Genomic DNA, 25,706 nt, shown 5'->3' with positions numbered 1-25,706 from the left:
GGTCACTCGCTTCAATCCGCGAAATTCTGGCCGCGGCTGCGGCAAGGCGCGGCGCCGGTTCAGTGCGTGTTTGACGTCTAATCTGGCGAGAACGCCGATCCGATCATGTCACACAGGCCGCTTCTGGCAGACGAACTCTGAAGGTGACATTTGCGCCACGTGGGGGCCACAGTCATTAAGGGCGAACACCTTGATGAATGTAATCAGTCCCGTCACGCCTGCCAAGGCTTGAGCTTACGCGCGCAACCTTGTGGGTTAGAGATCCTGGAACCGGCTGGTGCGTGCGGAGCCGGGAACCGGACATTTCTAAATGGCTAGAAGGCGACATTACAACTTAGCCTCTACAATTTAAAAGATTGATAATTAACATTATGTCAAATTAAAGACGTGGCTCGGTATCACGTGTACTGGGATGAATCATGAACGTAACCCCCGCGCGTCGTGCAGATTTGCTAGCCACCCACAAGTGCGTTCGTTGCTCCACCGGATAACGCGAGGACCGTCTCTCAAACGTGCCGAAACGGTCCTCGCGTTCTGACGAAAAAAAACGGCGGACAAAATCAGGTGCCAGTACCAGGGAGTCCCGACGTATGGGCATGTGGGCTAGAGTACTGCCACAAAGGCTTCCAGTATGATTCAAGTAATTCGTTCACGGCATCTCCGCCTTCGACGAGATAATTAAATTCGGAGAGAGAGCCAGGGTAAAGATTGTCAGATCCGACCACATACAACTCATCGTCGATGATCATGATTTTTGCGTGATTGCCTGGCGCCGATGGCACCTTCTTGTAAATATACCCGCTCGCATTGATGACGGATAACGCGGCACTTCCAATCACGCCCTTGCTCGGCGGTTTCTCAGAGAGCGGCGGTTGTTTGAGGGTCGCCGTATATCCTTCCGGAGAAAGATCAGGCCATTTATAGGTATCACCTTCGACCGTTTGCTTGTCTGATACTCGATCCGTAAAATAGAACGGCGCTACCCATAGCCTTTTCAATGCCTCCGTGCGCGCGCCGTCTTTGTCATCCAGCGCGGCATCAGTTTGCACATCGTGGAACATGTAGTATTTGATCAGATCGAATGTGCGACCGGCTCCCGAACCAAATGAGTATTGATCCCCCTCGGCGCCGGCACCCGCGTCCAAAGGTGAAACGACTACCTGAATTTTCAGATTGCGGTTTGCAAGTAACGCTTCCATCAGCCAATGGCAGACAACGTGATCCGACCAGTTCTTCTTCCAGGCGCTGATCAGATCCATTTGCGACATCCGTATGAGGCGCTTCGCATTCTTGATCAGTTGCTCCTTCATCACCTCGGAGCCCTTCTGATAATCAGTTTCCTTGTTGGGCCCGCTCCAGTATTTGCCTACCGCCAGCATGCGGCTTGCCAATTTATAATCCTGCAACTTGTCGTATTGCTTGTACGTTTTTCTTTCCAGAAACGGCGCTTTTTTCAGATCAATCAGTGTTTGCAGATCCTGGCTGCGCATATCCTGAATCTTGTCGTGAATTTCGTGGATCGGCAGCGCGTCAACCACGCCCTCCTTCAGCACGGCCGCATGCATCCGTATGAGCGAGCCTTGACAATCGGTCATATACGTGGTGGCGATCTTGTCGCTCAACGGATCTGCGGGTTTGGTGCGATCCTTATCACCATTTTCCCAGGAAAGCGCATCAACATTGAGATGCTCCTTTGTCAACAGGTCTGTCCCGCACTCCCACATCCTGTTCAAAAATAGTTGGGCACCATATGCGGCTGCTCCGTGCACCACGACCGATACGTCGTGGACGGGAGGATAACTCGTGAAGAGATCCATATTCAGATTATGTCCGCCGACGAGGGCCTCGGACCCGTCTACGGCAGCTATCTTCGTGTGGTTCCACGTCATTTTTGTATCGTCGCTTGAGATGATACTATCCCCAAAAACCTTAGACTTGAGCGCGGATAAAATCCCATCCTCGAGTCTATAAAACCTCCCCATCCATATTTCCGGCATTTTTTCCCAGAACCCCGACCGGACTCTCACCAATCGAATCAGAGCGGCCTTGAAGTCCGTAAAATTCGCCGGCTCGGTGAATGGCGATGTGGGCGTCTGTCCAAACAGGAACCTGAATTGCGTGGGCGCAACTCTTCCCATTTTTTTGGTCAAGGCCGTGTCCATCGCACCCAGAACCTTCCGAACCCAGTCGGGATCTGGACTGTTAAGAGACGACAAATCGCATCGATATCGTGATTTTTGAACGATCTCGACAAGCGCCCTTTCAAATTCCTCTTGCCGTGACACGGCCTGCGGCATGATTTCCTTGCCGAAAGGCATACTCCAAACGCGCGGCGTATCCAAAATTCTCACATAATTTGGTCCACTGAGGTGGTTGAAGTAATTGCCGAGTTTCTGCTGAACTGCGTCGATTTGAGTCATCTTCTCGTCTTCCACGATTGTTCAGGTTTGCACCTTCCAATTTCCCGGAAGGTCCCTAACGTTGCGAGAATCCCGTAACCTGACTTATAAAAATTTCCATTTCACCCAACCCGTATCCTTACGCTCATTCGTGACGGGATAAGCCAATGTGTAGGGCGGATCTCCCACCACGTCATCCATGTAGTAAGTTTCGAATGGGTTTCTTCCCAGGATGGACGAGACCCGTCGCACATAAGGTCGGTATGGCACGCTGCTGGTTCGAGTCGCTCCGCCACCCATGGAATCGAATTTGGCATGGTCCGTATTGATTTTGCGTCGCAGCTGTACCGTGCTTTCTTCGACGCCGGATCGGGTCTGGAAATGCGTTCCCCATTTGGTCAAATAGGCTCGCGCGAGTTTGTAAATCAGTTCCGGGACCGGAGCGACGCTTGCGCTGACAGTACTAGGGTCGTACTTTCCGTCGGCGGTGGTAATTCCTGCGACCGTGCCATGCCTTCCCCGGCACGCGTAGAGTTCATATCCTTGGGGTTGCGGTGCGTTGCTGGGAGCGAGCGGATCGGCTAATTGATAGTTATCACCGAGACCGTCCCAGCCATTCCCCAGTTTCAAGTTCTCGAGTTGCCCGATCATCAGGCTATTGGGCCGTGGTACTAACGCCGAAAACGGCTTGTCCAAAGGCTGGACGCATTGATCCCACGAGTAGACGCCGACGTAGTTGGCAACGTTGGGCGGCAGTTGAGTGAGTATTCCGTACCATTGACCTGTGCCGGGAACAGGGTCGATCGCAAATATGTTGACGAAGACGTCTCGTCGGCCATAAGCATAGAGAAACCAGGCGGCCATGATGCATTCAACTGCCCCGCGGCTGTGCCCGATAAAATTGAATTGCCTGGTCCCGCTCGCAGCGGCGAGATTTGCACCATGTAAGGCAAGAGCAGGCGCACCCCAGCCATCTATCTGGGCTCCGGTGGACAGCTGGTCGCCGCCCGAGTAGTTCTTGATGTACTTGAGCAGGTCGCCCGGTGCTTGGAGCGGTGCGTTGAAAACAAGGGGCTCGCTGTTGTTTCGAGGTTGATTCCAGTCGTTCTCCCCTGCCCCTCTTACGGTGACGCTGGGTCCAGTTGCTTCAAGGCTGCCGGAGATCTCCTTGTGAATTCGCACCGGGATGTAACCCGTATCACTGGAATATATTTTCTTGTCACTGGTATCGCGCGTCCTTTCTCCCTCGTCTCGCGTGCATGCCGTGCCGGCAAAGCACACGGTGTAAGTCTTTTTTGGGTCGTCCGGGTTGATCGTCACAGCAGCGCCACTCCCGGAGGATAGGGTGAATGTCGTGCTGATCGGGGTTCCCGGAGGCTCCACAATAGTAACGAAGCCGAGTGAGTTCGAACTGATGTGGATCGGTGTCTGGTCAACACTGCGCTGTTCGCCGTTGATGTACACCACAGTTCGGTTATTCGCGCTCAGGCTGAGCGGCGCGTCCTTCAACAGCGCATTTTGATCGTCTGTCACCTTGATCGTGACCTTGAAGGAAATCGGTCGAAGTGTTCGAATGATCTCCGCGGATTGCCAACGCTTCGATATCGATCCGGCGTCCTGAGTAATTCTCTGCAGCCTTCCTTCGCCGCAGACGAAAAGGGTATTGCCACCGCCAACCCCATTGACATGGAGGCACATCTTTTCGATGCCCGAGAAAATCGGACCCGGAGCGCTCCATGCGGATGGGTCGGAGACTTTCAACTGCGGGCAACTGGTGTAGTAGACCTGATCAAACGCATTGAGCCCGCAGAGTGTGACCACTCCATTGCTTTGCATGATGGAGAGCTTGCTCGTGCCCAACAACACGTTTTTGGTCATCAGGACGGCGCCCACTGCGCCTTCCGCCTGATTCGCGCTGGAAAAGTAGTATAGGGTATTGCCACTTGAGGCGAACAGGTCGGTTGATTGATCGGCGTTGCGGGACGCGGCGATAGCGGTTGCTTTGATGCCCCCCGGAAGATTTAGCCGAACCGGAAGAGGCGGCCCATCACCGAAGGCATTGATCAGCGGACAAAACGTCAATTGGGCGACAGCCCCAGCGTGGCCAACGGTATAGAGTCCATCGACGTATCCTTTCCGTGCTCTGCCAGGGCAGCTATCGTAGTCGTCGACTTCGATATCAACAGCAAGATCCTGCTTGTTCCAGTAATGGCCGCCCTTTTTCTCTGGATCAATATGATATCGGCTGACCTCCTTCACGGCGCTTTGAGGATCGCGAACGATATCAACGACGATGTACTGCGTCTTTTCGACCGTCTCGCAAAAGAAGACGTCGACTATTTCGAGCTTGAACGGGCGGCCGTCATATTCGTACGACGCCCAGTTAGGTGCGTCCACCCAGGAGATATCCTTGCTGGAATTGCCGAGACATAGATACAGATGATCGCCGTCGCCTGCGCCAATGACCATGGCCAAACCGACTGATCCGTTCTGCGCGCTCTGCCCTGCGCCAAATGTGCGGCATGTGACGCCGCTCTGACCGGCGAAATCCTTTTTCATCTGTGCGCTGCTCAGATCGCTCACCGACCAGCCAGCGTCCGATTGTCCACCGTGCTCTCGTGCAAGGTAGAACGTCCCGTCGGTTCCGATAGAGAATAGAAGCGAATGACCGTCACCGGTCTGTAAGGCTTCAAATTTGCCCTCAGGCGATACCATGGTCTCGACCTGTAGATCGTTTGTCATGATCTCGGACCAGTACGCCAGATTTACGGTTGCCATATGCAGACTCCTCGTCCTTGTGCTTTCACTACGGCAAGCTTGACCCGTCTAAATAATCGATTTGCCGATCGACAAATTTTCCCGCCGCACCGGCAACACCGGTGTGTCGCGTCACGTGGGTTTGGCGTACGTAATCGCTGTGATCAGATCCTGATTCTCCGAGAACTGCGCGTCCTTGTACGTGAAAACCTTGGCCCCCGGGAACACGAAATTCTGGACATCGTTGGCAGGGATATCCTGCAGATTGACGCTGGAAAACTGATTAACGCGATCTTTGACAAATTTGATGACGCTATTCAGATCGACGAAAAAGTTGGAGAAGGCATTGATATCTATATCTTGAGAGCTATCTGACGGAGTGGACTGTGTGAGCTTGACCTGAAGACGACCGTTCTGTCCGACCGAGAGCGTATAGGTATCGGTTAGTGTCTTGTCGACGATGTTCCCATCCGTGTAGGTCAGATCCCACTGGACCTTGAGCCAAAGCGTCAGGTGTTGAGAGATGGTTATCGTGTTTCCGCTGAATGACACCTTGCAGGTCAATGCGGTGTGCAGATCCAGTTCGCCGTAGGTTGCTCCGGATTTGTCATTGTTGTCAGCCTTGCTCTCGTAGGCGAGGGTAAGCACGTCGCTGCCGGTCGGCGAAATAGTGATGGTTTGTGGATTATTGTTGGGATACACCATCGCGTTGTATTCCGCAGTTCCGCCCGGCCACACCCGCACGCTCGTCCAGGCTCTTAGACACTGGGGTTGAATGTGAACGGAAAGGATATTTTTATAGTAGTTGGCCAGCGCGTTTCGATTAACCGAGAGAACGCCGCTTTGATTTCCTACATCGTTCGGATCGACCCAGTTGAAGTTGAAACCGGCCGCACCAGGCAACGGGTTGTTGTTCGCAGCACATAGATAGCAGAGTGTCGTCACCGCTTTCTGTTCAGGTGTCGGTTTTTCCACGACCACACCGCTGCCGTCGACAAATTGGCCGACTTCACGCTCCATTCCGGTGAGTCGCAAACTTGAATTGTCAGGAGCATTGGCTACGGCATGCACCGACAGGACCGGCTCACCATGCTCCTTCGCGATAGCAAAATAGAGATTCACAAAAGCCTTGGTGAGAATCAGGCCCGCATCGGAACTCGGGTCCAGACCGGCGATCTTCGGCACCGACTGAATCGACGCATTGTCGAGTTCGAAGAGTAGTTGTTGCAGACTGAACGCGCCAGAATTGATATTTTTCAACTGGTTGAGAAGCGCCTGCTTTTCAGCCGGATGATTGTTGAAGTACGGTGTATCGAGTTTTTTATCCAGATCCGCGTAGACGAGATTCACCGTTGTGCTGAAGTACCAGGGCGTCCCGGAAGGTTGAGACCATACATTCCATGATCCGGGTCCACCGAAGCCGCTGGGCGGACTGTTCATGACGATCTGGAAGTCCGAACAGAACAGATTGAAAGTCACATTGTTTGCAGAGGAACCGAGGTCAACAATTGGCGGCATGTCCTTGGGCATGACACCGGGTGGCAGTCCGATTCTCAGCCGCAGAGCCACCAGAAACATGTTTTTGGTGAGCGTCGTGATTCTTGGGTCGCCATAGTCGGTGCCATCGGGTATCGCGAAGGGGTCGATACCGCCAGTTTTGGCCTTGAGATCATTCAGGCTGATCTCGACGCTCGGCAGACCTTTCTGGTTCGCAAGAAAACAAAGATCTGTTGCCGGCTGGTCGATGGTAGCCAGATATTCTTTCAGACCTGAATTAATGCTCGCCTGTGTCGTTGCGACAACGAAATCGTAACCATACTTGGCGCTTGAAAGGTAGGACTTGTTTGCGGACATACGACTACCTCGTCATGTTATTTAATGGTTCGGAACGGAGAGAGAAAGTCGCGGCATCCGTGCCGGTGCCGATCGAATTTCGCCCCCCTTGAACCGCGAAAATGGGCATTCACGAATTCTTGTCTAGTTGGCTGAGTCCCCAATACGTGTAGCCGCCCACGAGCAAACCGCCGCCCAACAAGTACCCGTTGATCGCAGTCGATGAAGTTGCCTTCTGCTGGATCGTATCGACTGCCCGTTTGAACGCGGTCGATACACGGACCAGTTCCTTGTCGACTGCACCGATAGCCGACGCCAGGGGCGCGTTGGCGACCGCCGTCAGGCCGCTGAATGTGCCTGACAATGCGCCTGCGCCGAACCCCTGCGCGGAACTGAGCAGCATCTGCTGGACCGTCACTTTCTTGCCGGTACAGGCGTCGGTTAGCAGGGTCGCGACATCCGTGCCAATCATGCCTAGCGCGGCCCTCATCAACACACGCGTCAGCACGTTCGCCGCCGCGCCCATCCCCTGCGTCAAACCCACGGCGGCTGGCATCGACGCAAGGCCGCCGATTCCACCTCCCGCCAATCCGGTTATCGCGCCGACCCCCATTGCTTCAAAAAAGCCGGCGGCGGTGAAATCCCGGCCGTGTTCGATGTCGTACATCAATCCACCCGTGCCGGCGCCGCTGAACCAGCCTCCCGTCATCGCAGTCCACATCACGTACGCCATGTTCTGGCCTACCGTCTCAGCGGTGGTGAGCGGGGCCGCCGCCGCGACGACGGCGTCCAGACCCGCCACCACCTCACCTGTGCCGGCCGCGACGGTGCTTTCGACCACCACTTCGCCTGCGGTAGCGCCTGTCAGTGCCGCTCCTTCGCCGCCAAGGAGCCCTGCGGTCGCGGCAGCTTCGCCGCCCACCGTGGCGCCTGCCAACCCAGATTCGGCTGCTGCCATCGCCGGTGCGAATGCCCCCAACGAAACGAGGCTCAACACAATGCCGACTAGTGCCACCGTGGTCATCGCCGCACCGATACCCGCCTGTGCCCACACGGAGAGATTGCCGCTGGGATCCATCATGTTCAGCGGGTTGTTGCTCGCGAAGACGTAGGGACTCGCAAGCTGCCGCGCCGAATCGGGCGTGACGAACCGCAGCAATGCCGGGTCATAGAGGCGTGCGCCGAAGTCGTAGAAACCTAGCGTCGCATCCCACTGCTTGCCTTCGTAGCCGAAGAGCCACGCGGCGGCCCCGCTACCGGACTCGGCGAGCCGGCCGCCGAACGGCAGATAGTCGAAACTCGCCACCAGTCCACCGGCCTCGTCCGTCACAGCCCAAACTGTTTGCTGATGATCGGTGATCGGATACTTCAGCGCGCCGTCGTGCACGGCAGTCAGCCCATTTGCGCCCCAGACGCAGACCTGCGGTTTGCCGTCGTTCCAGATCAACAGCGGTGTGTGGCCCGCGCCCTGAAAGCAGATCTGCACCGTGTCGCCCTGCTGGCGCAACACGCGATGGTTGCTCAGCCCGCGCGCATAGCGCACCACCTCCGCGCCGTTCGTGACGGCAGCCACCATGCCGAGCGCCGCGTCGTATTCCATGCTCATGCCGCGCCACTGATCCGGCTTGCCGTCTTTGCGATAGTGGAACTTGACCTGGTCGCCGTTCGCGAGTGTTGCCGCCTCGAGACGGTCCGTGCCCGCGCTCAAGGTCGCCGCGAATAAGTCGCCATTCTGCGTGGCCTTCCAGATGTTGCCGTTGGCGTCGTACTCGGTGACCGCCTGATTGCCTGGGCCGCCATTCGCCACGACCGCCGAACTGAAGCGTTGCAGGCCGTCGTAGGCATAAGCGACTGAACGCGTGTCGCTTAGCGCCTTGAAATCGAACGCGGTGCTGCGGCTCGCGATCTGCAAGTCCGGCGTATAGGCAAAGTTCTGGCTGAACACCGCTTTCGATGCGACGCTCGCCTGATGCGTCACGATGCTGCCTGGCGAGTCATAGGCCCAGACGTCGGCCAAAGCGCCGCGCGTCGCGCTCTGCAACTGGCCGTCGGCCGTCCAGGTATAACTGGCAATCGAGGCGGGCGAGCCGGGCGTGCCGACGGACACGATTTGCCCCTGATCGTCATAGACGTAGACGATGCCCGGTAGCGGGCTGCCTTCAGGCAGATCGATCTGCGTGATGTCGTTCAGCGTGTTGTAGTGATAGGTCGCGCTGGTGGATAGCTGAGCCGCGCCCGACACCTCCAGTCGCGTCGTCACGACGCGGCCCAGAGCGTCGTAAGCCCATTGTTCTTCGACGGTGCAGCTTCCAAGATGACTCGCCGAGGCGGGCGCGGGGTTGTACGTCACCACCCGCGTCAACTTGCCGAGCGCGTGCGGATCGCTACCGTCGCCGTCGTAGCTGTAGATCCGCGCCACGGTCGCGCCGTCGCTCGCCGCCGGCCACGCCAGGTTGTCGACTTCGGCTGTGAGTTTCGCGGCATCCCAGGCGCCCGCCACTGCGCCCTCCTCGACGAGGCGTCCGAGCGCGTCGTAGCGGCTGAAGAGGAAGTATTGCTCGCCGTCGTCAAGCGGCATCTTGACGAAACGCAACTGACCTTTGCCGTCGAACAGATACGCGGTGCTGCCCGTGTCCGGATCGCTATAGGCGGTTGCCTGACCCAACGGATTCAGCAAGGTCGTGCGCACGAAGGCGTCCGGGTCGGCATGCGGTCCCTTCGCAAAAGCGTTCGGCAATTTCATCGTGCCGAGGATCCCCGCCGCGCCCGCGCTGGCGTTGTAGCTCGGGCTCACCGAGGTCTGACCCGCGTGGCCGCCGTCGGCTCCGAGTTGCACAACGGCCACGGCGCGATTGGCAACGTCGACGAACTGGCGTCCCTGATAACCACTTGGCGTGGTGGTCCGGGTCGCGAAGTACTTGCCTGCTTCGACGGGATCGTTTGCCTCGCTCGCCGTATAAGCGGTGCGGGTGGTTTTGCGATCGGCAGGCTGGATGGTGTTGACGTCGTGGATCGACAATTTCCGCCCGGGCTTACCGCTTTCCACCACCCGGTCGAGCGCCGTGCCGCCGTAGCGCTGTCCGTTGTACGGATAGTTCTCGTCGTTCGAACGCTTGACGGGGCCGTCATCCTGCCCGGCGTAATACGCCGCGACATCGCCTTGCATCGCGCAGCTGTTTTGCAGCGCGGCGAGGAAGGCCGGAACGTCGACGAAGCTCGAACGATATTGCAGCGGCGCGAACGCCGCGCCTTTGCCGAACTTGCCGGGCGCGACCCGCGTGTGCGCTATCTGCCGGTCGAGTGCGTCGTAGACGACCTCCATCACGCGGCTGTCGGCGCCATGCAGTTGATGCACCTGGCGCCGGCGGCCGGCACCGTCGGTATAGGACTGGCCAATGCGCGGATCGGCGCCCGTGATCAGATTGATGATCTGCAACGCGTTCGGTCCCGTGGCGAACGACAGCCCTTGCGCCGGCGTCGCCTTGCCTTCGTGACTGAACAGCAACTGCCCGTTGCCGAAGAACAGCACCGCGCCCGGCACCATGGCAAGCAGCCATTGCGTCGCCAGCCGCGGCGGGTTCGCCAGCGCAGCCTGCACCGTCGACCCGTTCGCCGCGCGCCACTGCCAGCCAGCGCCCGGCGTCCAGCCAATGGACTCGCCCGCGCCGAACTGGAAGGCGAGCGTACCGCTTCCCGGCGCGGCGGCCGGCACGATCTCGATGTAAAACGCGACGGCTGCGGTGGCCTCCCTTGCGCCCTGCCAGACGAGCGTGCTGGGCGCATTGCGGGATTTGCTCAGGATGCCGTCAGCCGTTGCCCACAGGCCCGGGTCGTCCGGCTGCCAGCGTGTGCGCCACTGCGCACCGTCGAGGAAGGTTTCCGCGCGACCGCCATGCGTCATGTGCAAGGTCAGTTCCGAATTGGGACTGGCATCGTTGAACGAGTCGCCAACCGAGACCTGACGCGACAGACAGCGCATGCTCAATTCCTGCACCTGGCCATCGCCGCCGACGGCGCCAAGCGGCCGGTTGTACCTGTCATAGAGCGTGAAATTGGCGTTGCCGTCGGCGTTCACGGTCGCGCGCAACAGGCGCGTGTCCGCGTGCCAGCTTTGAATCGTGACATCCGTGCCGAACGGCGCAAGCAGCACACTGTCCACCAGCACCTGGCCGCTACCGACGTTGCCAAGCCGCAGCCCGATGCTGCTCGTGCCGGCGGCCACCGCAAGCGCCGTGCTCACGTATTGCCATTGCCCTTGGGTGTCGCCGAAAGCGACGTGGCTTTTGTGCGGTCCGCAAGCGATTTCGATACCCGAGCCATCGGCGTCATAACCGCTGGGCGTCTGATAACGCATCGCCAGCAGATAGCGGCTTCGGCCAGCGGCAGGCGCTACCGTCGTCGCAGCGCTCGCGCCTTTCGACAGACTCAGACTGCGGGTGCCGAGCCATGCGTTGGCGGTGTCGAACGTCGTGTCGGTGAAGCTCCAACCTGTCGTGTCTTCGTACGGCTGAAAGCCGCTCCATGCACATTCGGCGAGTGTCGCGCCTTTGATCAACGCAACCGGCAAGCCGAGCGTCGTGCCGAACAGAGTCGAACACACCGTGCCTGTGCCGTCCGCCTTCTGCAAGACTGCGCCGTTCGCGGCGCGCTTCTGGTTGCGCGTCGTGCATGTCCAGTTTGCGGGCGTCTCGCCCGGCGCATAAGACGAAAACGGGAACGCTTCGGGGCCGCCGGTCCAGCTGAAGTCGGCTTCCTCGGCAGGTGTCAGCACGTCGTCGCCCCACAAGGTCGGCCAGCCGCTCAGCGCAGTCACGCTGGCAGACGTCGCGATACCGGCATTGGTCGACGTTTTTGCCACGATGCTGCTCACATCGTTCAACGCGCGGCTAACCGCATTGACCTCGCATGCATACACATTGCTTTGCACGTCTGTTTCGAGTTCACCCGCGCCGTTCATCGCCGTGCGCGTGACGCTCGCGGGCTGGCCCGTGTAGGTGAAGCGCAGCCGGTTCGGTGTATAGAGCGTCGTTTGCACCGACGCGACACCATCGCTGATCGACTGCTGCTCGGTCTGCACGACATACGCGCCATAGAGCTGGATCGGCGCGGCCTCCGGATCAGTCGGGTGGCCGGCGCGCTTCACATACGCGTGCCAGATATTCTCGACGCTCGTCAATGTCGCGCCCGCTGCATCGCGCGTCACCACGCTGTGCAGCAGACCATCCAGCATGTTGTAGTAGTCGTCGGACGCGTCGATCTGATTGCCGTTCAGGTAGTAACTCGACACCGACCCGTTGACTGGCGCCTCTTTGCTGCCGCCCGGATAGACTGTACTCTCGAAGTATTTGATGACTTCGCCGCTCGCGTCGCACGCGGCAGTCGCGGTGTTCTGCACGTAACGGGTGGTCGAGCTTTCCGAGAGGCCGTCGTCGATCGTGATGCTGGCGACCGGCCAATCCTTGATCGGCCCGAGCACTGCACTGCCCGCGTAGCGGTGCAGGAAGACCTGGGTGGCGCCATCCAGATTGCTGGCGTTCCTCGTATATGTGAAGAACGCCGACGACCCGCCAGGGTACGTGCCCTGCCCCGGCACGTCACGCTCCTGCGCAGTCCACATCTGCTCGCCCTCGATCATTTGCGCCGCGCCGGCCACCCCGCCGTTGCGCAGCACCAGCGCCGACGCCGCCGTTGCATGGCCGCTCGGATTCTGCGTGTCGTAGGCCGCGCAGGCGATAAACGCCGGACCCTCGTTGATCACCGACGCCGCATTCAACTGGTAACGGTTGCCGCCGCCAGCCGCCTCGTTGATCAGCGTCTGGATATCGCCGATGCTCTGCGTCACCGCGTGCGACCAGTTGGTCGCCACGCCGCGGAAAAAGAGCTTCGTGCCGACGCTCAAATAATCTGGATTACCGCCGCTTGCCCAGTTCGCGGTCTCCTGGTTGCTCGGCGGCACGCTCAGGCCGTCGATCGAGGCCGGCGCATCGGCCCAGCTCGCGCTGGCGGTGTTCGCGTCGTAGCCGAGCAGTCGCGCCTTGGGCGAACCATTGCCGACGTGAATCAGCGTGGCGTAATCCGGCCCATACGCATACCGCTGCTGGCCGACGATCACACCACTGTCCGGCTTGAGTTTGCTGTTCGCCAGCCACGCGCCGCCGTCGAAGCGGATCAGGTTGCCGGCCGCCGCGATCATCGTATTGCCGATGCTCGACGGCGCCCAACTGGTAGGGTGCCGGTTGTCGAACTTGTCGACGAAGGAGAACTTCGCCGGGCTCGCGATGCGGTACGCGCTGTTCCACTGCATCACGAAAACATCGTATTTCTGCTGCCCGCTCCCTTCCCCGCCCGAAGTCAGATGCGACACAGCCAGCAGCGAGACATCAGAGGTCAGCGCAATTGAAGTCGTATTGTTCAGCGAAAAGCCGAGTGAAGCCGTGCCGCCCTGCTCCCAGACGCCCGTCGGGCTCACATACGACAGGCTGACCTTCGATTGCATATCGAGCGTCGCGACATACTCGCGGCCAACCGCGAACCACACATAAGACTTCGTTTTCTGCGTGGTATGCGCCCAGTTCTGCGATGGCCAATTCCACGTGAAAACGTCGTAGCTTCCCTGCTGGGCCGACGTGCTCATCTGCGAGACGAGCACGAAATTACGGCCGGCATGCGTCAGCACGTGTCCGTTGGCAAGCGGCCATTTCCAGCTCGGGTCGTTGCAGCCGCCCTGGCCGCCGCCCGGCACATCCGCGGCCACCCACTGAGCGCGGCGCGCCGGATCCTTGCGGAACAGATGCAGGTTGGTGTCGGTGCTCGTGCGGTAGGTGATCGCGACGAAATCATCGGAGGCGAGCACCGAGACCGTCGACAGATCCGTGCCGCCCTTGCCGTCGACGAGCAGCGCCGTCGCCGGGTTCGGCTGCCAGGCGTTCCATTGACCATTCCAGGTGAGGATCTGCAAGGACAATTGTTCTGTCGCGCTGTTGTTCCACATCGCGACCGCGTAGTCGGGACCGAACCACACCCGCGCTATCGATTGCTCCGGCAATGGCTTGGGCGCCGACAACGTCAGCGCTCGCTCGCAAATCGGCAAATCGACGTGGTCGTACGCATAGCTCGCGCTGCCGCCTGTGGGATAGACGACGCGGCTCAATGCACCGAGATTGCCAGGTTTGCCGGTGTCGAGGTGGTACTCGTAACGGAAGCCAGGCAGGCTTTGTTCTGCCGGATTGAACAGCGCGAAGCCGGTGAGCAAGCGCTTGCAGGTATCGCCCGACGCACCCGCGACATTCGCCACCGCCTTTGCATTCGCGCTCGACGGGCTCGGGTCGTAGACGAACTTCAGCGTGAACAGCACCGAGCCATCGGCATGGGCCATGTCGATCGCGCTCAGAAACTGTGTCTCGTAGCAGTCCTGGAAACCGTTCGGCGTGGTGTCCGGTACCGCCTTGTGCGGATCGGCGTATTCGCGCGGGCTCTGCGGCGTCGCGTTGCTCCAGAGCTTCGGTTGATAGACGAACGTCGCGGTGCGCCCGAACACGTCGGTGACCTTGGTCGGATAACAGGCCTTCGTGTACGGCTTGCCGCCCGCGCCGACCTGCTGTTCGGCGCCGTGCGTCAACAATCCGCTGCTATCGCGGTCGAAGCCGTTGTAGCCGTACTCGACATATTCGCCGAAGCGGCTATACGCGCGCTGCAGATGCCAGGCCCGCGCGTATTGCTGCTGCTTGCGTGTCACGGCGCTGTTGCCGCGCCACAGCGCGAAACCATCGTCGTCGACCCACTGCACGCCCCATTCGATACTGTTGCCGGCGCTGACGTTGTATGTCTGGGCAGTTTGCTGGACCCCGCCGCCGAACGACATCGACTGACCCGTCTCGTTGGTGACGGCCCAGCGCTCGTAGCGCGGGTAGTACAGCACCTTCCAGAACTTGTAGCCGACCAGCTGGTACGACTCGCCGCCGTCGCGGGCAACGAGCGTCGTCTTATCCAACGCCAGGACGAATTGCTGCTGGTGCGTATCGTCGTCGATCCGCCACTGGCCCGCAGTCTCGACGACCTTCGCGGTCGCCGACAACGGCAGGCCGCGCTGCACGAACTGGCGGCGCACATCGGCCGGAACCGGGCCACCGTTGACCAGCAACTTCGCCAGCGCGCCCTCCATCGAGAACAGCAACGGGTTGTGCGGCTCCCGCACCAGTTTGCTCGACACGCCCGCCAGGTTGATCGAATAGCTCGCATCACCGGGCGTCGGCGCGGCGCTGGCGTCCAGCACGATCACCGACAAGGGCAGCCGCCAGCCCATCCCCAGCAGGCCCGTCGGACGATCGCGATTCCACGTCATCGCCTGCTGGTTGATGTTGCTTTCGTATTGGATCGACAGATCGATTTGAAGGCCGTCTTTGCCCGTGCGCCCCGGCATTGAAAACAGTGCCTGGGTGAGGTTGACGTCGCCACGAAACAGATTGACGCTGCTCTTGAGCACGCCAACCGTGCTTGCGTCCATCTGAAACGTACGAATGCTGGGGATCGAGGAATCAGACATGACGGCCGGCTCCGGAAAGATCGCGCAAGCGCGCCGCCGCCTACGGCTCGCGTGGGCGGTTTGGACGTGCGGGTGTAAGAAGGCACACCGTCCGCGTCACCTGGCATGGCGCGGACGAATCAACCGCTCAGGAAGACACCTTGCCCGCGCCCACAACGAAGCCGCTGACGTGGCTCACCGCGTTGTTCTGAGAGTGTCCGGAGTCGTCGATCAGCGTCACCCCACCCGAGACGTCGGCCACGGCGCCGCCCCCACCGGTCGCATTGAGAACCACGGTGAAGGTTTTCACGTGATGGTCCGAGTCGACGCCGTACTGCACCTGAAAGCTGTTCAGAAATGGCGTGTAGGTTGCATACGGCTGGGAGAAAGTGAGTTTCTTCGAGGATTGCTGCACCATGTCGACGCTGCGCACGAAGCTACCGAGCGACGGATCGCAGTTGGCCACGAGGCCGGCATCCACGGTGCCCGGAACGTTCGCGTTGCCCGAGTCGTCACGCATGTAGACCGTCCCTTTGACCGTCGCGGCGTTGCCGCTCACTTCCGTGCCCACGGAAGCGTTCGCTGCTTCCATGTGATGATCAGTGGCACCGTAGGAGAGGGAAAAGCCGGTTAGTGCGGCTTGCAGAACATTCGGGTCCGTGCCGGGAATCGCGATGGGCGAGCTTGTTCCGCCATTGCTGATACCGGCGACGTTGCCCAGTTTCAGGTTCGAATCGTCGACGCCGACCCACGCGAGCGCGACCACCGTGACGGATGACGCAGCGGGATCGAGGTTGTGCCCACCCGCGTCGATCATCATCGCGTTCGCCGTGATGGAGAGCGTCTTACCCGCGTGATTCGCGTTCAGCGACACCATGACGGTCTGCAGATGGTGATCCGTATTGCCATAGCTCAGTGAAAATGCCGACATGCCGATCATGCGTTGCGTGATCTGGTCGTCGAACTCGAACGTCGTCGTGGTACCCGGTTGGATTTTGGCACTCTTGACCTGCAACGGCATGATGTTGTCTCCGAAGTTGGAATGCGCGCAGCCCTCACCCTGGCAATTTACCGCCATGGCTTAATCAGATGATTTAAACAAAAAAATCAGATTGAAATTAATAAAAAATTAAACTCATCCTGTTTTTATAAATCAAATCCGCAATTCAGTTTTAATAAATATGTAAAAACATATTCATTATTTCATCAATGAAAAATGAATTGTCCTTTAAAGCGGAAGCGCGCTGAATGCGTCTTTTATGGCGAACGGAAATCACATGTGGCGGCCTGACCGCGCCGCTCACAGTGGCACATCACATTGTTTGGAAATTTTTTAAAAAGCCGGGAACGTGGATTGCGCCGATCGTTTTTGTAGGAATCAGTATGGTCTACGGAACAGCAAAATTCAATATTAAGATGAATACGAAAAGGAATGCGATTCAAACGAAATCGTTCTACTCAATAATCTGTCCAGCGCGTAATGAAAATCGCATCGTCAAATGAAACAGAGTGAATTTGTGTCGATTTCCAAATTACAGAGAGCGTGCAAAAGTCGGGGAGGTCGATTTCTCAGGAGTCCATGGCTCACGGCATGATTGCACGGTCTGTGCCGTCCTTTGACCAGAGCACGCTTGTTGACGCTGGCACGTGCATTCGCCGCAGCCCGAGTCGCCAATTAAGTCGCGCTACAGCCGACGCCACTTCCTTGTGCACATACGCGTACAGTTTTGGGGGACCGTCGGTGAACGTCGCCCGTCCGGCGACGATGTCCACGTGGCGGCCGGGGTCTCTCCCGGGGTCGCAATTGCGTAGCCAGGCCGAGTCGACGCTCACGGCCGCGACATGACTGCATTCGCGAAGCTGTTCGTCTGAAACAGGCGGAGGCAGGTGCGCGATGTCAAGCTCTCTATCAGCGTCGAGCTATTTCCCAAGGTCAAGCATCCGATCCCGGATGCCGCTCGACGAGATGCCCTTGTCCAGCGGTAGCACTTCCCTGAGCACTGTACCTTTGCCAGCAGCGACCGCCCTTCCGCGAGAATCAGACCCAATTCCGCAAGACTAAGGTCAGAGCGGTCAATGACGGTCAGAACTCCGTCGCCCTCCTCGACCGGATCACTCTCACCGTCGACCAACCTTGCTTCGACGATCAACCGCATGGCTTGGCTCCCAGCGTTGCGAGACTGATCAGCCTACGCCACATGAAACGGGGGCCGCTACCGCAAGCACAAGCACAAGCACAAGCACAAGCACAAGCACAAGCAGCCCTAATGGGAGTCTCCCCAACTTTTGCACACTCTCTCGATCTTGTCTTCGTCGAAGATACTCATCGGATAGTCTCCTTCTGCAGCGTTGCCATGCCTGCGGTTGAAGCTGCCGCAATGCGCAGCACGCTGAGCGTACTTGAATAGGCCCGTGCAAGTCGCTGCTCAGCACTGAGCGTGGGAAACGGCATCGCGACCGAGAGCGCGGTATCGGCGCTCAGAACTTGAAGCAGATCGGACAGAGGCAAAGCACCCTCGCCAGGCGGCAGGCGGCCGTTGCGCGCTTCAAAGATGATTGCTTCGTCACCGACGGGGGCGACACATGGCGCGTCGCACAGCTGCACCGCCTGAACCATGCCTTGTGGTAGTCCCTGCAACTCCTGCGGGGAGCCACCCGATCGGGACAGGTGCAACGCGTCGACCAGCAGAGCGAGATTGGAACTTGCGGCGCGCTCGATCGCCGCACGTCCCTGCGCCAGCGTGCCCACATGACGCCATCGCATGAACTCCAGATCGACACGCAAGCCAAAAAACGCGGCCAGCTCGCCGAGCTTTGCGAGGTTACCGGACAACCGGCCGGGATCCGGGTCATCGCCGGATACCGTCACGCAACGTGCCCCGAGAGCGGCTGCGGCCTCGAACATAGGCTCGTACGCCGTCACGTCGATATCCGGGGTGACGGGAATGAATTCGACATCGTAGAGTGTGATCTGCTCGTCTTCGAGCAAACGATTGAGCACCAGATGCACCGCGCTTCCCGCGCGGCAAGGATACGCGACGCCGTCTGGAGCCGCCGGATTGAGCCGCAACCCAACCGAGCTGAAACCAGCGCGTGCGGCCTGCCTGATGAACTCCTGCGGCGCGAGTTCGAGCGCAGTAAGGTGCGCCAAGCCTAGGTTCGGTTTCAATATGTCGCCCTTCCGCCGGTCAGGTCGAACGTAAAGCCGGTCGTGAAACTGCACTGCGGACCAGCAATCCAGGCGACCATCGAACCCACTTCTTCGATCTGCAACAGACGCCCCATTGGAATCTTGGCTTTACTCGCCGTTATATGTTCCGGCGACATTTCAGCAAACGGTTCCGTTTCGACCATGGCCGGTGCGATGCAGTTGATCAATACGTTGTCGTGCGCCAGTTCCTTCGCGGCCGCTTTGGTAAAAGCGATCACGCCAGCCTTGGCTGCCGAATAGCCCGAAATGAATTGCACACCTTCTTTCCCGGCAACCGACGCGACGTTCACAATACGGCCACTGCCCCGCGCGCGCATGTGCGGAATGGCGCTGCGGCAGCAGAAGAACACACTGTCCAGATCGATCGCGATCACTTTGTGCCACGCTTCTTCTGGATATTCCCAGCATGGCGCTACTGGTCCATTGATGCCTGCGTTGTTGACCAGGATGTCGACCTGGCCAAGCGTTTCGAGGGTCGCGGCGAATGCCGCTTCCACTGACTTAAGCGATGACACGTCGACGCGTTGCAGGTGAGCCGGTGTGAAGCCGGCGCGCGCCTTGTCCCAGGATTCGACGTTCAGATCCCATACCGCGACACGCGCCCCGCGCTTGCTGAGGGCGAGTGCAATACCCTGGCCGATGCCGCGTGCCGCGCCTGTGACGATGGCGACTTTCCCTTGCAGAGACTGGTCCATCTCTTCATGTCCTTAAACAATGACGTCTTTGAGTTCGATACGTCGAATGTCACCGACCACGAAGATGTACGACAGCGCACCCACCAGCGTGACGCCCGAGATGAACACCATCGCATACACGAACGAGCCGGTTGCGTTGACGATCAGACCGATCATGAACGGAGTAACGATGCCCGCGGCATTGGCGAACGGATTGAAGAGTCCCCCGCTCAGGCCGAGCAGTCCCTTGGGCGCGATATCGGACACAATCATCCAGGCCAGAGCGGACATCCCCTGCGCAAAATACGCGACGCAGAGAATCGCGATCACCGCAGCAGTGGAGTCGACATAGTTGCTAGCAGCGCAAGAATCCCGAAGCGTGAACGTGTTCGACGCACTGCGATTGCGTCCGACAGCGGCAGCGCTTGCGCGGGGGTTGAGCCGTACATACCTGTCTCCTGATGGGTTTGTCCCCCGGCGGCTACGCTTCATGCGTGCTCGCCGGGTGCCTCAGCCGGGTCAGCCGGCGCGCGGCTCACTGCCTCGTTCTATTCGATGCAGGATGCAGCCACATCGACAACGAGGTCCAATACCGTTTTTTGACGATCCGATACCGATGCGGTATCAGGGGTCGGGGGCGTTGGCCTCATCGCCCGGAGCGATGTCCGCTTACGTGCGCGCCTGCGCCACGTGGCAATGCAACGAGATCGATCAACCCGAGCGCCCCCAGCGCGGCGATCAAAACAAAAGCCAGATGAAATGCGCTCTGCGGGTTTTCTCCGGCGCTTGAGTGCAGTAGCCACTCGGAGGCGCGCAGAGCGATAGCACCGGCGGCGACGCCGAATGCCACCGTCAACTGGCCAGCCGAAAGCAGAAACGGCACCGCGCTGATCGACACACGATAGATGGACCCGCCACCCATTGCGGCAGCGAACGTGCGAACACGAAACGTGGCGAGACTGATCAGTGGTGCTGGTGTGCGCGTCAGATGGCGGATCGCAAGCAGTATGGTGACGACACCGTCACGACCAGCCGCGGTGGCAGCGTGTGTTCGGCCAGCATTGTGGAAAGGTGCGTGATGACGGCCCGGCCAACTGGCAGGCTATTACCGAACTCCAGCAGGAAGCCATGCATCTGGTTGCTTGTCTTCACCCGATCGCGCACGAGTGACTCACGTACCCGGTGCAAGGCCGACAGAGTTTGCTGGGATTCTGTATTGGGCGGCCGTTCGCGGGCCTCGGTTGAGGGTAAAGCGACCCATGAAAACCTCGCGATGTCGACCGTCGCCGACTCTTTCCATAGCATCAAAGGTCAAACAGTCATTCACGCAACGACATGCCTCTAACGAGTACGGGACACGAGGCGTATTCCAGCTTTATGTAATAGCCGCCCTTCGCCCCGCCAACTACCATCAGAAAATTAGCACCATAAACCGTTCGATTCAGATACCACGGCGTGGTGATTGCACTGCGGACCTCGATGTGGTCGCGGGCCGGATGAACGTCCTCCCGGGCAATTCACGGCATCCGATTCCGATCGCGAAGGGATCGGAAAGCCAGCGGCAATGATCGACGAGATCGCTACCCGGCGGTACCCAGTCGCGCTCGACATTCAGTCTCTCTTCCAATGGCAATGACCCGAAAGGACACACGATGACGTTACCCCGAATCAGCGGAACGAATCTTTCCGCGGGCGCGACCCGCTCCGGCCGATTGTTTTTCCTCGAATTGAGCGGTGGCCGCATTCACTCGATCAATCCCGACGGATCCGACCTCAAGACAATCGTCGCGGATTGCCGCCTCCCTGACGGCATCGTCGTGGACGTGGATGCCGGTCAAATCTATTGGACCAACATGGGTTCGATCGGCCTCCACGACGGCTCGATCGAGCGTGCCGACCTCGACGGGAAGAACCGCGTGGTTATCGTCCCGCAAGGCATCACGCATACACCCAAGCAGATTCATCTCGACAAGGCGGGCGGCAAACTCTATTGGTGCGACCGCGAGGGTATGCGCGTGATGCGCGCTAACCTCGACGGCTCTGAGGTCGAAACGCTGGTCGCAACTGGGCATGACGACAAGGACCGGCTCGACCAGACTCGTTGGTGCGTTGGAGTCACGATCGATCCGAAGCACGGCAAGCTCTACTGGACGCAGAAAGGCCCAGACAACGCCGGCCTGGGCCGCATCTTCCGCGCCAATATCGACATCCCGCAGGGCGAAGGCCCGACAAACCGCTCCGACATCGAAGTGCTGTTCGACCGGTTGCCGGAGCCCATCGACCTTGAGATCGACCTCGCGAAGCGTGTCCTCTACTGGACCGACCGCGGCGATCCTCCGCGCGGCAACACCGTCAATCGAACACCGATCGATGGAACGGCCACGTCTGAAATCCTCGTTACGCACCTGATGGAGGGAATCGGCATCGCACTCGACATTCCCGGTAATCGGATGTTCGTCACGGACCTGGGCGGCTCCGTCTATTCCGCCGATCTCGATGGCAAGAACCAGCGCAACTTCCTCTTCGCGCAAGGCAACCTCACCGGCATCGCCTATGCCGAAGTCTGACCCACGCATTGGAGACATGACATGACTGATACCACGCCCATTCGCCGCATCGCCGTCATCGGCACCGGCGTGATCGGTGCCAGCTGGACCGCACTGTTTCTCGCCAGGGGGTTGAAGGTCGTTGCGACGGACATCGCACCGAATGCCGAAGCCCAACTCAAGGAGTTCGTGGAGTCGGCCTGGCCGGCGCTCAAGAGATTGGGCCTTGCGCCCGGCGCGTCGCAAGCGAACCTGACGTTTACGCCCGTGCTCGCACAAGCGCTCGCGGATGTAGACCTCGTCCAGGAAAACGGCCCCGAACGGCTCGAATTCAAGCAGGATCTCTATCGGCAGCTCGATGAGCTGCTGCCCTCCCACGTGATCATCGCGTCGAGCACGTCGACCCTGCCGATGAGCCACATCCAGGTGGGCGCCGTGCTGCATCCCGAGCGCTGCGTCGTCGGCCATCCGTTCAATCCGCCGCACCTGATGCCGCTGGTCGAGATCGTCGGCGGGACCAAGACCTCAGAAGAGACGATCCGGCGCGCCACGGAGTTCTATACGTCGATCGGGAAACAGGCGGTGCGCCTCCACAAGGAATTGCAGGGCCACGTCGCCAACCGTCTGCAGTTCGCGGTGGCGCGCGAGGTCTACTACCTGGTGGCAGAGGGTGTGCTGAGCGCCGCCGACGTCGACACCGCCCTCTCATGGGGGCCGGGCCTGCGCTGGGGCGTGATGGGCAACATGATGCTCAATCACCTCGGCGGCGGTCCAGGCGGCATCGAGCACTTCTTCCACCAGTTCACCGGTCCGATGACGGCTGGGTGGAAAGATCTCGGCTCGCCCGAGCTGACGCCGGAAGTGCAGAAGAAGCTCATCGACGGCGTTCATGCCGAAGTCGGATCGCGCTCCATCGCGGAGCTGGAGGCAGAGCGCGACGAGCTGCTGCTCGGCCTCATCGAACTGCGCACCAAAGGAAAGGCGCGTTAAAGGTACGGATGCGGCCACTCCACGCGTGGCTGCGGCCCGCGTGGACTGATCGCGGGCAGTTGACACTCCCTTATCGAAAACAATTCCTCAAATGACAGACTCGACCAATCTTGCATTCGAAAGCGAACCGGATCGGCTTACCGGAATCATTCAATCGAAGCTCGCGAGTCCGGCTCAGAGCCCGGATATCGACTTGCACGGCGCGCTCAATGACGTACTGAAAGACGTTGGGTTATCGACGGCGGACAGTGGTGGCAAGATCACTTTCCACGGCCGGGATCCGATCATTCCCGCGCTCTTCCGGTTCGGCTCGTTGTCCGCGATCGCCCTGGCCGCCAAGGCCGTCGGCGTCGCTGCGCTGTGGCGACTGCGGAGCGGCGAGGAACAGGACATCGAAGTGGACGTTCGTAAAGCGTTGCGGCGCTTCGCCGGGTTCTTCGATCTGAAATGGGAGACGATCAATGGACGTCCTCCGGCCCTCAAAGTCGATACGAATCTGTTTCGCGAAACCCGCGATGGACGGCACGTCGTGCCTCTGAACATCTACCCGAAGCTGGCTGCCCGCGAGCTCAGCCTGCTCCGGTGCGACTCCAGCCCGGAAGCCGTGCGCAACGCCATTCTGCAATGGCGCGCGGACGACCTGGAGAATGCGGCGGCGGACGCCGGGATTGTCATCGCGAAGGTGCGCACGTTCGAGGAATTTCGCAAGGAACTTCAGTACACCGAGGTCCTCTCGAGAATGTCGCTGATCAACGTGGACAAGATCGGCGAAAGCGAGCCGATCCCTTTCAGGAAAGAGGGCTCCAGTCCGCTGGACGGCATTCGCGCACTTGGGATGGGTCACGTGATTGCCGGAGCGGCCATCGGGCGAGACCTCGCTTTGCACGGGGCCGATGTCCTCAACATCTGGCGACCGTACGACGACAGCGAGATCGAGGCGTTCGCGTGGGACACTCAGGTCGGGATGCGCTCGACGATCCTGGATTACTCGAAGGAGGATCGCGCGAAGTTCGATCTTCTGCTGAAGGATGCTGATGTCTTCTTCGCGAACAAGCGTCCGGGCTATCTGGAACGCCATGGTCTCGATGCCGAGGAGCTCTGCGGCAGGAAGCCTGGGTTGATCCATGCCAGTGTCCTGCTTCACGGCGCCAAGGGCCCCTGGAAGTATCGTCCGGGATTCGATGAAATCGGCGCGGCCGTCTCGGGGCTATTCGCCGTCGAAGGGACGCTCGCGCGTCCGAAATCGCCGCCGATCATCCCCATTGTCGACAACGTGGTGGGCTGGCTCGGCACGGTCGGCGTACTCGCAGCACTGCGCCGGCGTGCAATCGAGGGTGGCAGCTATCGAGTCACCGTTTCTCTGACTCGAACCGTGCTGTGGCTGTTCTCGCTCGGCATCTTCGACAGGGACTATGCCAACGCGACCGCCGGAGCTTCCGACGAGCATGCCTACGTCGCCCCCGATCTGTTCACGGCGGAGACTCCGCTGGGCACGTATCAGGGCATGACCGACCAGGTGGTCTTGTCGAAGACTCCCGGGTCCTTCAGGACGGTGCTCGTGCCACGGGGTTCGAGCAAGCCCGAATGGCTGGCGCGGTGAAGGTGCACGATCCGCACTTCTGCGAAATCAGATAGGGGCGCGACTGCGTTACCGTCGATGTTGTTCAGCTTCCTGCAAGCAAAGGATGCCATTCCGTCTCCGCCGTTTCCGATTGCAATTGAAACGGCGGAGGTCGCTGTGCACCCATTCCATGTTGTCCTCCGATCCATCGGCGATGCGGTAGCGCTTCTAGTTTTGCGCTGGACTAGCAAGAGGATCAAGCAAACCGGAACCACCATGCTGCTCAATGTAGACCCTTTCAATCAGCTTGGTAGGCACGTCAACGTGTCGACCAAGGCGCTGGGCAATGTCATCGAATCCGTTGGGCTGCCGCAATTCGCGCACGGCCTTGCGCTATTTCTGAACGATCTGATTCCGCTCGACTGCGTGCACGTCGAGCGCTCGCGTCCCGACACGGGCTCGCCGCTCGGTTACCGCTGCGAGTGGATCGGCAGCGGCGCCGTCGACGACAGGCAGGACATCGTCGACGACACGATGACGCTCTACTATGAGCGTTTCCAGGCATGCGACCCGCTTTTCGCCGGCATTCGCGGCACTACCGGGACCCATCTCGTCGTGCGGGACGTCAGTGCGCTGCCGGCTGGCGAGTTTCGCGAGCTGATCTTCGACAAGAGCGGGATCGCTCACGAGTGCGTGCTGACGAAAGGTGTCCGGCATGCGCAGTATTCTCTGGCGGTGGTGCGTCGCGATGACGAGCCGCAGTTCGCGCTCGCCGAACTGAACCATCTCCGGCACCTCGGCGACTTCCTGTTTCCGCTGCTGCAGTTGCACGCGTCGACGGCGGCGGTCAAACGGACGGCGAATACTGTCGGCGAGACCGATCCACTCGTGCTATTCGATGCACGAATCGCAAGCGATGGCGTCCGTCTGTCGAAGCGCGAGTATGGGAGTTGCAGGCACCTCATTGCCGGTTGCACCGTGCCGGAAACGGCGACGATTCTCGGCGTGCGGCAGACTTCCGCGGAGTCGTATGTGCAGCGAGCGTTTGCCAAGCTCGGCGTCAGAACGAAACGCGATCTGGCGCAATGGGCGTTCGGTCATCGGGTGCGCCCGGAAGACGCGGCATAAGCGCGGCGCGACTCTTGACCTGTGGATGCCTGATATGGATGGCTCCGGTGCAAATAGCCCGTACTGACGAACTGTTTTCTATAGAT

Annotated in this window: 11 protein-coding genes and 2 pseudogenes; 4 read left to right on the top strand and 9 right to left on the bottom strand. The window is 59.6% G+C overall.

Annotated elements, in window-relative coordinates; translation table 11 throughout:
- Positions 1-560: 560 nt before the first annotated feature.
- The 9 genes and pseudogenes from HF916_RS19970 to HF916_RS19930 all read right to left on the bottom strand — a co-directional run.
- Complete coding sequence (locus HF916_RS19970; RefSeq protein WP_168790572.1) at positions 561-2,420, bottom strand: phospholipase; 1,860 nt, start codon at positions 2,418-2,420, stop codon at positions 561-563.
- A gap of 84 nt (positions 2,421-2,504) precedes the next feature.
- Positions 2,505-5,177 (bottom strand): hypothetical protein, encoded by a 2,673-nt coding sequence (locus tag HF916_RS49935; RefSeq protein ID WP_206001921.1) that lies wholly within the window; start codon positions 5,175-5,177, stop codon positions 2,505-2,507.
- Positions 5,178-5,288: 111 nt separating this feature from the next.
- Positions 5,289-7,010 carry a hypothetical protein gene (locus HF916_RS19960; protein WP_168790571.1) on the bottom strand — a complete coding sequence of 574 codons (1,722 nt, stop codon included), beginning with the start codon at positions 7,008-7,010 and terminating at the stop codon, positions 5,289-5,291.
- A 109-nt stretch (positions 7,011-7,119) separates the two neighbouring features.
- The gene (locus HF916_RS19955; RefSeq protein WP_168790570.1) at positions 7,120-15,531 is read right to left on the bottom strand and encodes an RHS repeat domain-containing protein; all 8,412 of its coding nucleotides are present in this window, start codon (positions 15,529-15,531) and stop codon (positions 7,120-7,122) included.
- A gap of 127 nt (positions 15,532-15,658) precedes the next feature.
- Positions 15,659-16,531 carry a hypothetical protein gene (locus HF916_RS19950; RefSeq protein WP_168790569.1) on the bottom strand — a complete coding sequence of 291 codons (873 nt, stop codon included), beginning with the start codon at positions 16,529-16,531 and terminating at the stop codon, positions 15,659-15,661.
- 1,302 nt (positions 16,532-17,833) lie between these two features.
- Positions 17,834-18,733: a sugar phosphate isomerase/epimerase family protein gene (locus HF916_RS19945; RefSeq protein ID WP_240975609.1), complete on the bottom strand. Its 900-nt coding sequence runs from the start codon at positions 18,731-18,733 to the stop codon at positions 17,834-17,836.
- Positions 18,676-19,416, bottom strand: a complete 741-nt coding sequence (locus HF916_RS19940; RefSeq protein WP_168790568.1) for an SDR family NAD(P)-dependent oxidoreductase — start codon at positions 19,414-19,416, stop codon at positions 18,676-18,678. The genes HF916_RS19945 and HF916_RS19940 overlap by 58 nt, the downstream gene beginning before the upstream one ends.
- 12 nt (positions 19,417-19,428) lie before the next feature.
- A pseudogene (locus HF916_RS19935) lies at positions 19,429-19,752 on the bottom strand (MFS transporter); the annotation flags it as partial.
- Between the two features lie 669 nt (positions 19,753-20,421).
- A pseudogene (locus HF916_RS19930) lies at positions 20,422-20,634 on the bottom strand (IS110 family transposase); the annotation flags it as partial.
- Between the two features lie 473 nt (positions 20,635-21,107).
- On the opposite strand from HF916_RS19930, the gene HF916_RS19925 reads away from it, so the two are divergent.
- The 4 genes from HF916_RS19925 (at position 21,108) to HF916_RS19910 (ending at position 25,620) form a co-directional block, all read left to right on the top strand.
- Positions 21,108-21,962: a DUF5050 domain-containing protein gene (locus tag HF916_RS19925; protein ID WP_240975608.1), complete on the top strand. Its 855-nt coding sequence runs from the start codon at positions 21,108-21,110 to the stop codon at positions 21,960-21,962.
- Positions 21,963-21,983: 21 nt separating this feature from the next.
- Positions 21,984-22,931, top strand: a complete 948-nt coding sequence (locus tag HF916_RS19920; RefSeq protein WP_168790566.1) for a 3-hydroxyacyl-CoA dehydrogenase NAD-binding domain-containing protein — start codon at positions 21,984-21,986, stop codon at positions 22,929-22,931.
- Between the two features lie 193 nt (positions 22,932-23,124).
- Positions 23,125-24,531, top strand: a complete 1,407-nt coding sequence (locus HF916_RS19915) for a CoA transferase (protein ID WP_206001919.1) — start codon at positions 23,125-23,127, stop codon at positions 24,529-24,531.
- Positions 24,532-24,768: 237 nt separating this feature from the next.
- Positions 24,769-25,620: a helix-turn-helix transcriptional regulator gene (locus HF916_RS19910; RefSeq protein ID WP_168790564.1), complete on the top strand. Its 852-nt coding sequence runs from the start codon at positions 24,769-24,771 to the stop codon at positions 25,618-25,620.
- The last annotated feature ends 86 nt before the right edge of the window (positions 25,621-25,706 follow it).

The sequence above is a fragment of the Paraburkholderia aromaticivorans genome (genome assembly GCF_012689525.1).
In the GTDB taxonomy this organism is placed as follows: domain Bacteria; phylum Pseudomonadota; class Gammaproteobacteria; order Burkholderiales; family Burkholderiaceae; genus Paraburkholderia; species Paraburkholderia aromaticivorans_A.
Note: the sequence above shows the minus strand (reverse complement) of the source record. Positions and strands in the feature narration are given on the sequence as shown.